The sequence below is a fragment of the Chryseobacterium sp. POE27 genome (assembly GCF_039727685.1).
GTDB lineage: Bacteria > Bacteroidota > Bacteroidia > Flavobacteriales > Weeksellaceae > Chryseobacterium.
Genome location: NZ_CP152475.1, coordinates 4,386,110 through 4,398,863 on the forward strand (window position 1 = coordinate 4,386,110; position 12,754 = coordinate 4,398,863).

Genomic DNA, 12,754 nt, shown 5'->3' on the forward strand with positions numbered 1-12,754 from the left:
GCCATTCAAATTTTTATGATGGAATTAGAGTACAAAGAGCACATTAGCCCTATCTTAAAAGACGGCGTAAAAAACTACCTGATCGATATCGATGGAACCATTACAGAAGATGTTCCGAACGAAGAACCCGAAAGAATGGTTACCTGCGAACCTTTTCCTGATGCATTGGAAACCATCAACAGATGGTACGACGAAGGACATCAGATTTGTTTTTTTACCTCGCGAACTGAAAACCTTAAACAGATCACCATCGACTGGCTCGATAAACACGGATTTAAGTATCATAGTGTGTTATGCGGAAAGCCAAGAGGCGGAAACTATCACTGGATCGACAATCATCTGGTAAGAGCTACGCGATACAAAGGGAAATTTACTGATCTGGTAGAAAAACAGGTAACCATTGAAGTTTTCAAAGAAGAAGAATAAAAAAATTAATTTAAAGATTAAACGATTAATTCTACTATAAACTGGTCTGTCTTTTAATCTTTACTACAATAATCTACAAAGTTTATGAAAGTTTTAGCAAACGACGGTTTGGATCAATCCGGTATTGATGCATTAACTGAGAAAGGTTTTGAAGTAATTACCACCAAAGTTCCCCAGGAGCTTTTAATGGATTACATTAATGAACACAAGATCCGTACGCTGCTTGTACGCAGTGCAACACAGGTAAGAAAAGATATCATCGACAACTGTCCGTCTCTGGGAATTATCGGGCGTGGCGGCGTAGGAATGGATAATATTGATGTGGATTATGCAAGAGAAAAAGGAATCCACGTGATTAATACTCCGTCAGCATCTTCAGAGTCGGTGGCAGAGCTGGTTTTTGCCCATTTGTTTTCGGGGGCAAGATTTCTGCAGGATTCCAACAGAAAAATGCCTGTAGTAGGTGATACAGAATTTGCGGCTCTTAAAAAAGCATATGCAGCAGGTATCGAACTGAAAGGAAAAACCATCGGTATTGTAGGAATGGGAAGAATCGGGCAGGAAGTGGCTAAAATCGCTCTGGGTCTTGGAATGAGAGTCGTTGCAGCAGATAGCAATGTCGGAAAGGCAAGCATTAAGGTGACTTTTTACAACAAGCAGTTCATCAATGTAGATATTGAAACAGAACCGCTTCACGATGTTTTGAAGCATTCTGACTTTATTACCCTTCACGTTCCGGCTCAGAAAGACGGTTATATGATCGGTAAAAATGAGTTTGAAATGATGAAAGACGGTGTTGCCATTGTCAACTGTTCAAGAGGCGGAGTAATTGATGAAACCGCTTTAATTGAAGCATTGAATTCCGGGAAAGTGAGGTTTGCCGGTCTTGATGTATTTATTAACGAACCGACACCTTCAAAGGAAATTCTGAGCCATCCTAAGATCTCTATGACTCCTCATACAGGCGCGTCTACACTGGAAGCGCAGGATAGAATCGGGCTTTCGCTGGCAGAGCAGATCTCAAGTATTCTACAGATTCAGTAATTGACTGTACCAGAAAATATATAAAGCACTTCGGGTTGAAGTGCTTTTCTTTTATGCATTATTCTTAGCTTTCAAAAGATCTCTGATTTCCATCAGCAGTTTCTGGTCTTCAGTAATTACCGGTGCGGCAGGAGCTTCTTCTTTCGGTTTTTTATTAAGACTGTTCACTCCTTTAATTAAGAGGAATAACACAAAGGCGACAATCAGGAAGCTGATCACGGAAGATAAAAAATTACCGTACTTTACACCTCCCCAGGAAAGTTCTGCGATGTTCTTTACGTTCGCTTTTTCCAACGCAGGATTCAGCAGGAGAGGAGTGATGATGTCATCTACAAATGACTTGACAATCGCACTGAAAGCAGCACCAATGATCACACCGACAGCAAGATCAAGAACATTACCCTTAAATGCAAATTCTTTAAATTCTTTTACAAATCCCATATTATATTTTTTTAGTTTTTTTATCCGAAAACAGGGAATTAAGTTACAAAAAAATGTGGAATTATTTATATTTTAATGGAAATCACAATAAATAAATTATAGGTCCAGTATAAATTTCTTCCCAATATATTATGATAAATCCTTTAATGTATATTTTTAAATGTACTTTTTTTGTAAATTGCTCTTACGATATCACTAAAACGACTTCAATGAAAATTTTCACGGCAGAGCAGATTCGCAATTGCGATCAATATACGATAAAGAATGAGCCGATTTCTTCAATCCTACTTATGGAAAGGGCGGCAGAAGCATGTGTAGACTGGATTTCCGAGAATTGTAATCATCACAGAAATTTCGCCATATTCTGTGGAAGCGGCAATAATGGAGGAGATGGCTTTGCTGTTGCAAGATTACTGTATCAGAAGGGTTTTGATATTGATATATTCACCAATTCCAAAGCGAAGTTTTCACCAGATGCTCAGGAAAATTTTAAGCAGATCAAAGAAATATCAGGAATAACGGTAAGAGAATTCAAAGAAGCAATGAACTACCGGTTTGACAGCAGAACAGTGATTATCGATGCGCTTTTCGGAACCGGACTTTCAAGAAGTTTAGAGAATGAAATGAAGGATCTTGTAGAATTTTTAAACCTGAAAAATAATATAAAAATTTCCATCGATCTTCCTTCAGGACTTTTGGCAGATGGTATTTTCAATACAGATGCTGTGGTTTTTAAGGCAGATTATACGCTGAGCTTTCAGTTTTGGAAAAAATGTTTTTTCCATACCGAAACCGGAAAGTTTGCAGGAAAAGTTCAGGTTTTGGATATCAATTTAAGTCAGGATTATATTGACGATACCGAAACAGGTGACCTTGTGATCGATGATGGAGTGATTAAAAATATATTTAAGATCAGGGATGAATTTTCGCACAAAGGGACCTACGGAAAGGTTACTATTGTGGGAGGAAGTTATGGGAAAATGGGTGCGGCAGTACTTTCTACAAGAGCAGCTCTAAAGACAGGTGCCGGCCTTACTTTTATATTGGCTCCGAAATGTGGCTATGAAATTTTGCAAACATCTGACCCGGAAGCCATGTTTATAGAAGGGGGTGCCGACTATATCGACCGGTTCGAAATTGATGAAACCGCCGTATGTGGAATTGGCCCTGGTTTAGGAACCCACAAAAAAACATCGGAAAGCCTTTTAAAATTCTTAAAAAATTACTCAAAGCCTTTGATTTTGGATGCTGATGCATTAAATATAATTGCTGAGAATCATGACAATCTTTTTTTAATTCCGCAAAGATCCATTATTACGCCTCATCCGAAAGAATTTGAAAGACTTTTCGGGAAGACAGAGAATTCTTTTGAAAGGACGGTATTAGCTAAAAATAAGGCTTATGAACTTCAGATTTATATCGTCTTAAAAGATCATCATACGCAGGTCATCACTCCGGAGAAAAAAGTATTTTACAATATTACAGGAAATTCCGGACTGGCAAAAGGAGGTAGCGGAGATATTCTGACAGGGGTTATTACCTCATTACTGGCCCAGCAATATTCTGAAGAAGAAGCTGCCATTCTGGGAGTCTGGTTTCATGGAAAGGCGGCAGAGCTTGCGGCAGAAAAATATTCAAAGGAATCGATGCTGCCTACTGATGTTATTGCTGAATTCGGGAATGTCTTTACTGAATTGAATGCTAAGGTTAAGAAGGTTTTATAAAAAAGGGTAGATGATAGACGGATAGGAAATAGATGTAAGAATACAAAAAAGCAAGCCTTAATAGACTTGCTTTTTTTTAACGGCTGTTCCGTAATTATATTTTTTTAATTATTCAGGTTTTTCGTTTTCTGCCTGCGTAATTTTAAACTTCTTAGAAATAATCATGATCACAACACCGGCAATCATAAAAGGGATTGATAGAACCTGTCCTGTATTTAATCCTCCAAACTGGATGAATTCGTCTCCCTGAGGTTCTTTCAGGAATTCTACAAAGAATCTGATGGCCCAAAGAATGATGAAAAACAGTCCGAATAACCATCCCTGCTGGTATTTCTTGTTGGTTTTTCTGTATAATATCCATAAAAGAACAAACAGACATACATATCCGAAAGCTTCAAACAGCTGTGAAGGATAACGGGGAACAGTCACCCCATACTCACTGCTCTGTTGCGGGAAAAGTAAAGCAAAAGGAGAGTTGGGATCTGCTGGTTTTCCAATAATTTCAGAGTTGAAAAAATTCCCCAATCTTACAAATGCACCGCCCAGAGAGACTACGATTCCCAGCCTGTCATATACCCAGAAAGGATTTTTTTTAATGATTTTAAATGAATAATAAAGAGTAGTAAAGATCAAAGCAATGGTTGCTCCGTGGCTAGCCAATCCGGAAAAACCTGTAAAGTGAAAACCATTTTTGGTGCTGATGGGCAAGAATACACTCCAAAAATCTTCTTTAAATAATTCCGGCTGATAAAAGATAACGTGTCCCAGACGTGCTCCGAGAATTGTTCCCACCAATGTCCAGGTAAATAATGGTTCAAGATATTTTTGGTTAACGTTGTCAATCTTAAATATTTTAGTCATTAAAACATACCCGAAACCGAATGCAAAAATGAACATTAAGCTGTAAAAGTGCAGGGTAATTGGTCCAAGCACAATCCCTTTTGAAGGATCCCAGATTTTAAAAGGAGTTTCCAGGCTTACCTGATCTGTCGAAGCAATGGGTTTGTCAGATTTTACGGCATATTTAAAAGACTCAATGTTTTCCTTTGTTGCAGGACTTTCTATAAGCTTGAAATTTTTATCCAAAAGCTGATATTTTGACTGTTTCAGCTTATCCAGGGTAAGAGCACCAATATTAAAATAAGCAGGCTCAAAGTTTGATTCGTTCAGAATGATCAGTACATTTCCGTTTACATTTCTGTCAGGAAATACATTAAGGTCGCCCAATTCTGTGGTGCTGTAGATCTTTACGGGAACGTTGGTAGAGTTCACTTTTAAAGTTCCTTCCGACATTCCGTCCGGATAGTTCTGTGCAAAAAGACATTGGGTAATCAATGCAAAAATGACGAGATAGATTCTGAAAAAAAATATTACTCATTTCTATTTTTTTAGTAGTTTGTTTTATTCTAATGTTTACAATTTTTAGGGGGAACGGGATCATAGCCGCTTCCTCCCCAGGGATGGCATTTTGAAATTCTTTTTACCCCCAGCCAGAATCCTTTAACAGGGCCGTGTACCTGTAATGCTTTCACCATATAATGTGAGCATGTAGGCTCGTATCTGCAGTTTTTAGGCAGCAGCGGCGAAATAAACCATTGGTAAAACCGGATGAGAATTACCAGAGGAAAAGTGATGATCTTGTTGGCTGTAGGTTTCAAAACATTGCAAAAATAGGCTAAAAAATTGGAAATTAGTTTAAATCTATCAGAAGTTTCGGCAGTCCGGAGGCGTGTTTGTCGGAGAAATTATAGGGTTGGTCGATTTGTTGGTTTGAAGAATATCCTCTTATTTAAAATAATAATAGATGCAATAAAAATATTTGCACATATTATCTGAAATCATATATTTGTGATGGAAATGAATGAATTGAGAAATTGATGTCATTCATTTTCCGGAAAGCTTGTCGCACCCTTGCAATGACTTTTCCGGAAGACCAGAAAGTTCCATGCACCCTTGTAATGACTTTTCTGGTAAACCAGAAAGGCTGTTGCACCCTTGCGACAAACTTTCCGGAAAGCAGGAAACCTTCTTGCACCCTCGCAACAGGTTTTCTTGATAAAAAAACGCAAACAATGTTAAAAAATTATGAATACAATTGAACTACAATTACTCCGCAACGCAGAATATCTGCAATACGTGAAAGATTTCTCAGGAATTATCGCCCTGAACAATCCCGAAACTTTACAGATCGATACCAAACTTTCGGCTTTTAATGCCAGAATTGCGGAGCTGGAGGCGCTTTACAAAAAAAGCTTTGGCTAACGATAAGACAAGGGAACTCTTGTTGCTGGATGAAAGAAGAGACAATGCCATCAATGGGATCAATTACTTTGCATTATCACAGTCTTACCATTATGACAACGTAAAAAGACAGAAAGCACAATTGATTCTCAATAATATTGCATTGTACGGAAGCGGTATCCCAAGACTGAATTACCAAGCGGAAACTGCCACCCTCAACAACCTGATCCGCGACTGGGAAAATAAACCGGAACTGATGGATGCGATCACCTATTTTGATTTGTCAGATTGGGTAAATGAATTGAAATATGCCAACGACCAGTTCAATGCAAAGTATCTTTCCCGAACCCAGGAATATGGTGATGCAAATCCGGATACCATTAAATCAAAAAGGGAAGAGGTAAATGCCGCTTATTATGCATTACGCGATCGTATCGATGCACTTCATCTTCTGGTGGAAACTTCACCTTCGCCTTACGCCACTGTTATTAATCAACTGAATGCCCTTACCGATCAATACAATGTACTGTTGGTAAACCGAAAGGATACGGCTGCTCCGGAGAATAATCAGCAGCCTCCTTCACAACAATAACATATTTATAAAACCTATTATTGTAACCCGCCAATCACCGGCGGGTTTCTTTTTTGAGTAAATATTAGTTGTGCATTTTGAATTAATTTTCGTCTCTTCGAGTAGATTTTTGAAAAAAATCGTATCGAGAAGTTGTGATTTTGAAGATAAATTCATTCTCGATACATTTTTTTCTTCACTTTGTTACGAACAAACACTCGAATTGACGAAGGTATATCGAATGCATAATGATAGAAATTTTTTATCCAATTGCTGACCAGCCAATCCGAAGCCACTGGAAAAATAAGCTCCCGCAGATCATGGTAATTAAGCAGATTTTAATAAAAAAATCCGCTCAATCTGCTCAATCCGCGGGAGTATTGTTAGCTCAGATGTTTTTTATAGTGAAGCTGCGAAAAATGTATCGAGAACCTATGGATGCAGACGGCTGGTAGCTCAACTTCTCGATATAATTTTTTCAAAAATCTATTCAAAGTGACGAAATGAATCAAATGCACAGCGGGTAATATATAATTTAAAAAAATACTTTGTCTACCTTTGTGAGTAATAAAATGTATTCATATCTAATACATCAATACATCAACTCAAACAAATAATTAAAATATCTTGAATCAAAATATTCCATTAGCCGAAAAATTAAGGCCGAAGACACTGGATGATGTTCTGGGACAGGAGCACCTGACAGGAGAGAAGGGTACGATACGGAAAATGTTGCAGAATAATTCGCTGAATTCTCTCATCTTCTGGGGACCGCCGGGAACGGGGAAAACTACGCTTGCTGAAATTATCTCGGAGCAGTCAGGAAGAAAATTTTATAAGCTTTCTGCTGTCTCATCGGGAGTAAAAGATGTACGCGACGTGATAGAAGATGCCAAGAAGCAGAATCTTTTTTCAGGGAAATCACCAATCTTATTTATTGACGAAATTCACCGTTTCAACAAATCGCAGCAGGACTCTCTGCTTCATGCCGTAGAGAAAGGCTGGATTGTCCTGATCGGTGCCACTACCGAAAACCCAAGCTTTGAAGTGGTTTCCGCATTGCTGTCCCGAAGTCAGGTGTATGTTCTGAAAGCATTAAGCTATGAAAAGCTTGAGGAATTAATAGATATTGCCCTTGAAAGATTTAATCTGGATGAAAAGACAGATTTTGCCATTACCGAAAAGGAAGCGATGATCCAGTATTCCGGAGGGGATGCCAGAAAGCTCATTAATTCTGTGGAGCTGGTGCTTAATCAGTATAAAGGTTCTTCTAAATCGGAGATTACTAACGATGATGTTCTGGAAGTTCTGCAGGAAACGATGGCGCTGTATGATAAAAACGGGGAGCAGCATTATGATATTATTTCGGCTTTCATCAAGTCGATGCGCGGAAGTGATCCTAACGGTGCCGTATATTGGCTGGCGAGGATGCTGGCAGGCGGTGAAGATATTAAGTTCATAGCGAGAAGAATGCTGATACTTGCCTCGGAAGATATAGGTCTTGCCAACCCGAATGCTTTGGTGATTGCCAATAATTGTTTTCAGGCAGTAAACGTGATAGGAAATCCGGAAGCGAGAATTATTTTGAGTGAAACGGCTGTATATCTGGCTGTTTCCCCAAAGAGCAATTCAACGTATATGGCGATCAATGAAGCGTTGGCACTGGTAAAAAAGACAGGTAATCTGCCTGTGCCACTACATCTCAGAAATGCGCCTACCAAACTGATGAAAGATCTGGATTATGGCAAAGAGTATAAGTATGCACATTCATATGAAGGGAATTTTATAGATCAGGATTTCCTGCCGGAAGAGATCCGGGATGTGAAGCTGTATGAACCGGGAAATAATGCCACCGAGAAAAAGATATACGAGGAACTGAAAAAGAAATGGAATGACAGGTATTAGAGATATTAAACGCAAGTTTTATCTTACTGATTTTACGATAAACAAAAAGGATACTTCTAGAAGTATCCTTTGATTTAAATATGATTTTATGAAATTATTGCTTTGTTGAAACGGATGCCACTTTTTTTACCATTGTAGTCTACAGCTTCCATTTTGTTTAGGATATCTCCGAAAATTAAAGTATCAGAGTTAGTGAATTCGTAGCCGTCAATAAGTACCGGAGTATCTTTTGGAAACCCGAACTGTGCGTTGATGTCTGAAACCGCAATTCTGTCGATGTTGGTCTGACCGGGTTTTAGCTTGTATTCTACCAGGCCGTTGTCTGCAATAAAACTGAATTTTTTCAGATTTTGCGGAAGTTCTGCCGCCGATTTAAAGGTACGCGTACTCTGAATCGCATTTTTATGATTGGCAGTAAACATATCTACTGTTCCGACAACATCATTGGCCACAGCAAATTTTGTAGATGTATTCTTCTGGGCAAATAAAGTAGCAGAAGCCAGTAATAAAAAAGAGTAGAGTAATTTTTTCATAGGTTTTGGAATAAGTGCGTATTAAAAACGTGATAAATATAGTTATTTTTTATAAAATGTGAATTTAATTTTGGAATAATTTAAAGATTATTTATAAATAAAACTTTTTTTTATAATTGAGAGTGGTCACTTTCCCTGTTTTCTTCCTTTTTCTCAACCATACTTTTCAATATATTTTTCAGCCTCTGAAATAAGAAAGAACTCAACAGCAGGATGATCCCCAATATGATGAAAGCAATGATTCTTGAAACATTATCCATTTCCCAGACATCGTACAGGTATAGCTTTAAAATTGTAATGATCAGAAGGGCAAATCCGGCTTTACCATATTCCCGGGCATTGTTTTTTAATCCTTTATAAATGAAAATACTTGCCATAACCGCCCAGATGATCGGGAGATAAAGCAGACTGAAATGTTTCTGAAGTCCTGTAACTTCTGAAATGTTCTCTGCAATGAGCAATATATAGAGGTGATACAATTCCATACTCACTGTTGTAACAATAGTTATGGAGAGCAGCCAATAGGATATGCCGATTCTGAAGAAAGACGAATCCGGAAGGATCTTCAGTACGGTGTAGATCAGAGGAACAAGATATAATCCGTAGAAAATAAAAGAGTTCAGATCAGCTTTTTTCATTACAATATCGGATATCATTCCGGTGCCGGCGATGGTGGTGTCAAAAATAATCAGGGATAAGAAGATGTACAGCAGACCTGTTTCCAGAATATGCCCGATTTCCAGCTTCTTTCTGAACAGTATTAAGGTAAAGATATAATAGATACTAAACAACATTCCGATACTGAAAATGATTATCATCGGTTTCTCAGAAATATGATAAATAATCTCAAGTAAAAGGGCTACATAAATTACGGCATAGCTTACAGCGGTAAATGTATTTTCAAAAAAGCTGTTGTCCTGTTCTCTGCTTCCGGGGATTTTTTTGAGTAAGATTAAATTGACAAAGGTGGTAAATACTGTTACAGAGCTTGTGAGAAATATAGGATTGAAGGCGATCGTAAGATTTTTCGCATCAATGTATTCTGCCCAGGTCATCATTTGGGCAACAATGACCAAAGGAAATATGATGTAAAAAAAGATCCTGAAAATGCTGAGATTGGTTTTCTTCCAGATAAATAACAGAAGAGTGGCTTCAATAGCCCAGACACTGGTGATTAAATGTGCCTTAAATTGTAAAGCAACAGCTACCGTGAGAAGACTCACCGTCATCCCCACAAATACCGACTGGCTGATGCCGGATTTTCTTTCTTTATATTCCCTGTAAAGAAGAATGGCATTGATTATAGTAAAGGCGACAGGGAAAATAATGATGGGTTCGTATCCTAATTGTTTAAAAATATAAACCGTTCCGATGATACTTGTAAAATTAATCAGTATCAGCATTACGATATCCCATGAAGATAAAACACCCTTTCTGAAATAATTCTGCAAAGCAAAAGCATAGAAAATGATATAGCTCGCCATATAAAAATATACTGTGACGATCTCTGTTTTTTCAACAGTCCAGTAAAAAAGATATAGATAAGTAAAAAGAAAAGCGATCCAGCCGATACTTTTCCAGTTCTGAAGAAATGCTACTGCCAGCATTCCGGTATTAATAACGGTAATATAGATGAATAAAAAAGGGTAATTACTTTCCCCGTTGCTTATCATTAAAGGTGCCAGAAACCCACCGAAAAGCGAAAAGATAATGAGGATTTCACTTTTATAATAGTAGGAGAGTGATATGGATATCAGGGTAATGAGACAAGTAACGGAGAATGCAGTCGTCTGCGAAAACAAATGATACTCACGGAATGCAATAGTGGTGGTAAAGTATAATACGGCAATACCACCTCCGGTAATAATAGATGCAAAAGCAGCATAATTTCTGCGGAGAAAATGTCCGACTAAAATGATTCCTGCTCCGGAGGCAAATCCTATTCCTGCTCTTGCAATTTCGCCGATCCAGTTTTTGTCAATGGCATATTTTACGAAATACCCGATGCCAAGTACAAGTGTGAAAATTCCGGCTATCGTTAAGGCGTTTTGCTGTAAAAAATCGAACAGGGGAGCAAGTCGGTCTTTGGGTTCTTGTTTCAGAATGGGAATTGTAGGTTGTTCATCATGTTGCTCTACTGATGCGACTGCAATAGGTTCAGAAATGTCTTGTACTTCAGCAGTTTCGTTTTCGGAATGTTTTTTTCTGATTTCAGAAATTTCGTTTTCCAGAATCCTGATCCTTTTATTCAGATTGCTGAAGAGAATAATAATGATTATAAGTAAGATAATGACCAGGATATACATTATTTTCCTTTTTTAAGTGAACTCAAATATAATCAAATGTTTTTTAAACCTATATGATTAATCCATCATATCAGCGATACGATGGATTATCAGTGGTTAATATTTAAATTTTAAAACCATGAATCGCTGAAATTGTTGCCGGTTTCAGCTTTCCAGATAAAACTCATGGTAACTTCCCAGGAAATAAGCTTCGGCATCCAGTGCTTTCAGCTCTTCCAAAGCATTTTGGTAAAGGGCAGATTCCCATTTTCCGACGACATTGATAAAGAAAAAATAATTTCCAAGTCCGGTTTTCAGTGTTCTGGATTCTATTTTGCTGAGGTTCATCTTCCGCCATGCAAATACCGATAAAACCTGATGAAGCCCTCCGGCATGATCTTCAGGAAGGGTGATAAGCAAGCCTGATTTTTCCCCTAATACTTTTAGATTTTCATTTTCATAGCGGTAAGGTTCTTTAGATATGACAATAAATCTTGTATGATTCTGCTCAAAATCATGAATATTGCGATGAATGATCTTCAGTCCGTACAGGTTGGCTGCAAACTGATTTGCCACTGCCGCCAGATTCCGGTCAGGGTTTTCCGAAACGTGCCTTGCCGCCGCTGCCGTGGAAGAGAAATCCTGTTTGGGAATATCTTTGAAATGCTCATCGAGATAGTGGAAACTCTGAGCCAACGCCTGCGGATGTGAGTAGATTTTATCAATATTCTGCGGATCAGAATCCGGATGTATCATCAGATGATGGGCAATGGGCATGACAGCTTCTGCCTGTATTTTAATTCCGGGTGTTTTATATAAATAGTCAAGCGTCATGGAAACTGTACCTTCAATAGAATTTTCCAGAGGTACTACAGCTTTGTCAACGTCACCTTTTTCCGCGGCTATAAAGCAATCCAGAATATTGGGCTGAGGGATAAGTTCTTCGTCAGGGAAAAGCTGTATAGCGGCAAGCTGCGTAAAACTGGCTTGCGGTCCTAAAAATGCAATCTTCATTATTTTATTATTATGATTGAAATTTATTCATTCCAGTTCTCTTTAATGAGTTTCATGAGATAATCCGGACATTTTACTACTTTGTTTGTCCCGGCATCCAGAAAGAAAAGAGTAGTGGAGGCTTCGGTGATTTTGATTTTTTCTTCGTTGAAAATTTCATAGTCAAACTCAATCCTCACCCCCGGAATTTTCTTGATATAGGTATGTATTTCCAGTTTTTCATCGTAAAAAGCAGGGCGCAGATACTTGATTTTATACTCTGAAACAGGCAGCCAAATTCCCTGATTTTCAATCTCATTATAAGACATTCCTATGCTTCGGAAAAGTTCTACTCTGCCAATTTCGAGGTACTCTGCGTAATTGCCGTAATAAACGTATTTCATAGGGTCTGTTTCTCCGTAACGCACTCTTAATGAGTGTTTTGTGTGTATCATTTTTATTGCTTAAATATACATACAAATATATTTTTAAATAATCAATAAGTGCAATATTTTTTTTGAAATAAAAAATATGGACCTTTGTCTTCCTTCCAAAAACAATACTAACAAAGAACTAATCGGGGCATAAATT

14 protein-coding genes are annotated in these 12,754 nt (G+C 38.0%); 6 read left to right on the forward strand and 8 right to left on the reverse strand.

Annotation, left to right across the window (positions count from 1 at the left end):
- The first annotated feature begins 18 nt into the window (after nucleotides 1–18).
- Both AAHI02_RS21045 and AAHI02_RS21050 read left to right on the forward strand, forming a co-directional pair.
- Nucleotides 19–426 (forward strand): phosphoheptose isomerase, encoded by a 408-nt coding sequence (locus tag AAHI02_RS21045; protein ID WP_042722544.1) that lies wholly within the window; start codon nucleotides 19–21, stop codon nucleotides 424–426.
- Nucleotides 427–510: 84 nt separating this feature from the next.
- Nucleotides 511–1,470 carry a D-2-hydroxyacid dehydrogenase gene (locus AAHI02_RS21050; RefSeq protein WP_346984836.1) on the forward strand — a complete coding sequence of 320 codons (960 nt, stop codon included), beginning with the start codon at nucleotides 511–513 and terminating at the stop codon, nucleotides 1,468–1,470.
- A 51-nt stretch (nucleotides 1,471–1,521) separates the two neighbouring features.
- Here the strand turns inward: AAHI02_RS21050 and mscL are convergent, their stop codons facing one another.
- On the reverse strand, nucleotides 1,522–1,911 hold the full coding sequence (gene mscL, locus AAHI02_RS21055; RefSeq protein ID WP_346984837.1) for a large conductance mechanosensitive channel protein MscL: 390 nt from the start codon (nucleotides 1,909–1,911) through the stop codon (nucleotides 1,522–1,524).
- A gap of 209 nt (nucleotides 1,912–2,120) precedes the next feature.
- Here mscL and AAHI02_RS21060 point away from each other — a divergent pair, with 209 nt between their 5' ends.
- Nucleotides 2,121–3,635, forward strand: a complete 1,515-nt coding sequence (locus AAHI02_RS21060; protein ID WP_346984838.1) for an NAD(P)H-hydrate dehydratase — start codon at nucleotides 2,121–2,123, stop codon at nucleotides 3,633–3,635.
- 108 nt (nucleotides 3,636–3,743) lie between these two features.
- Here AAHI02_RS21060 and lgt read toward each other — a convergent pair whose 3' ends face one another.
- From lgt to AAHI02_RS21075, 3 genes are all read right to left on the reverse strand, one after another.
- The gene (gene lgt / locus AAHI02_RS21065) at nucleotides 3,744–4,532 is read right to left on the reverse strand and encodes a prolipoprotein diacylglyceryl transferase (protein ID WP_244428700.1); all 789 of its coding nucleotides are present in this window, start codon (nucleotides 4,530–4,532) and stop codon (nucleotides 3,744–3,746) included.
- A 509-nt stretch (nucleotides 4,533–5,041) separates the two neighbouring features.
- The gene (yidD, locus tag AAHI02_RS21070; RefSeq protein ID WP_346984839.1) at nucleotides 5,042–5,293 is read right to left on the reverse strand and encodes a membrane protein insertion efficiency factor YidD; all 252 of its coding nucleotides are present in this window, start codon (nucleotides 5,291–5,293) and stop codon (nucleotides 5,042–5,044) included.
- A gap of 170 nt (nucleotides 5,294–5,463) precedes the next feature.
- A complete protein-coding gene (locus AAHI02_RS21075; protein WP_346984840.1) occupies nucleotides 5,464–5,670 on the reverse strand; it encodes a hypothetical protein in 207 nt (68 codons plus the stop codon).
- Between the two features lie 50 nt (nucleotides 5,671–5,720).
- Here AAHI02_RS21075 and AAHI02_RS21080 point away from each other — a divergent pair, with 50 nt between their 5' ends.
- The 3 genes from AAHI02_RS21080 to AAHI02_RS21090 all read left to right on the forward strand — a co-directional run bounded on the left by AAHI02_RS21080 (nucleotide 5,721) and on the right by AAHI02_RS21090 (nucleotide 8,352).
- Nucleotides 5,721–5,897 carry a hypothetical protein gene (locus AAHI02_RS21080; protein WP_346984841.1) on the forward strand — a complete coding sequence of 59 codons (177 nt, stop codon included), beginning with the start codon at nucleotides 5,721–5,723 and terminating at the stop codon, nucleotides 5,895–5,897.
- Complete coding sequence (locus AAHI02_RS21085) at nucleotides 5,890–6,468, forward strand: DUF6261 family protein (RefSeq protein WP_346984842.1); 579 nt, start codon at nucleotides 5,890–5,892, stop codon at nucleotides 6,466–6,468. Before AAHI02_RS21080 ends, AAHI02_RS21085 begins: the two co-directional genes overlap by 8 nt.
- A gap of 606 nt (nucleotides 6,469–7,074) precedes the next feature.
- Nucleotides 7,075–8,352, forward strand: coding sequence for a replication-associated recombination protein A (locus AAHI02_RS21090; protein ID WP_346984843.1), 1,278 nt, complete (start codon nucleotides 7,075–7,077; stop codon nucleotides 8,350–8,352).
- Between the two features lie 86 nt (nucleotides 8,353–8,438).
- On the opposite strand, the gene AAHI02_RS21095 is transcribed toward AAHI02_RS21090, so the two are convergent.
- The 4 genes from AAHI02_RS21095 to AAHI02_RS21110 form a co-directional block, all read right to left on the reverse strand.
- Nucleotides 8,439–8,885, reverse strand: a complete 447-nt coding sequence (locus tag AAHI02_RS21095) for a hypothetical protein (protein ID WP_346984844.1) — start codon at nucleotides 8,883–8,885, stop codon at nucleotides 8,439–8,441.
- A gap of 110 nt (nucleotides 8,886–8,995) precedes the next feature.
- The gene (locus AAHI02_RS21100) at nucleotides 8,996–11,191 is read right to left on the reverse strand and encodes a DUF2339 domain-containing protein (RefSeq protein ID WP_346984845.1); all 2,196 of its coding nucleotides are present in this window, start codon (nucleotides 11,189–11,191) and stop codon (nucleotides 8,996–8,998) included.
- Between the two features lie 144 nt (nucleotides 11,192–11,335).
- The gene (pheA, locus tag AAHI02_RS21105; RefSeq protein ID WP_346984846.1) at nucleotides 11,336–12,184 is read right to left on the reverse strand and encodes a prephenate dehydratase; all 849 of its coding nucleotides are present in this window, start codon (nucleotides 12,182–12,184) and stop codon (nucleotides 11,336–11,338) included.
- A 23-nt stretch (nucleotides 12,185–12,207) separates the two neighbouring features.
- Entirely contained in the window at nucleotides 12,208–12,618 is a 411-nt protein-coding gene (locus AAHI02_RS21110; protein WP_346984847.1) for a thioesterase family protein, read from the reverse strand.
- Between the last annotated feature and the right edge of the window lie 136 nt (nucleotides 12,619–12,754).